This window comes from Oleiphilus sp. HI0066 (assembly GCF_001635725.1).
The window spans coordinates 1-669 of sequence record NZ_LWFH01001458.1 but is presented as its reverse complement, the minus strand read 5'-3'; the positions used below and the strand labels follow the sequence as shown (position 1 = coordinate 669).

Sequence of the window (669 nt, the reverse complement as noted above, 5' to 3'; positions counted from 1 at the left end):
AAACCTCTGCTCGGATAACTTCGTGTTCAATGGGGGCTTTATTGTGGAGTGCTAATAACTTCTCGACCGTAACGTAGAAGTCGGGTGCAGTGTCAACTAACGTACCGTCAAGATCGAATAAGACTGCTTCAAGTTCCATTTTATGCCTTGGGTTTGATGGCGTGCATCAAATAATTCACGTCTACATCGCGGCTGAGTTTGTATTCTTTAACCAGCGGATTGTATGTCATGCCTGATATATCCTGCATCTCTAAGCCTGCTTGACGAACCATGCCCCCAAGCTCTGAAGGTTTGATGAACTTCTTAAAATCGTGCGTTCCTTTAGGGAGCATCTTCATAAGGTGTTCGGCGCCAACGATTGCGAAAAGATATGCTTTGGGATTGCGATTAATGGTAGATAGGAAAAGGTCTCCACCGGGCTTAAGCAGGCGCTGGCACGCTTGAATTACCGATGATGGAGACGGAACGTGCTCTAGCATTTCTAAGCATGTCACAATATCATATTCGCCTGGAGTTTGGTCTGCTAACTCTTCGGCAGTGATTTGGGTATAGGTTATATCAAGACCTGACTCTAGACTGTGTAATTGCGCCACACCCAGTGGAGCTTCACCCATATCAATGCCTTGAACCAAGCCTCCTCGCTGAGACATAGCTTCGGACAATATGCCG

2 protein-coding genes are annotated in these 669 nt (G+C 46.5%); both read right to left on the bottom strand.

Annotated elements, in window-relative coordinates; genetic code table 11:
* A partial coding sequence (locus tag A3738_RS32715; RefSeq protein ID WP_369819826.1) for an HAD hydrolase-like protein occupies positions 1 to 139 on the bottom strand: 139 nt, incomplete at its 3' end.
* 1 nt (position 140) lies between these two features.
* Positions 141 to 669, bottom strand: a 529-nt coding sequence (gene ubiG, locus A3738_RS22680; RefSeq protein ID WP_068763867.1) for a bifunctional 2-polyprenyl-6-hydroxyphenol methylase/3-demethylubiquinol 3-O-methyltransferase UbiG, incomplete at its 5' end; no start/stop codon positions are given.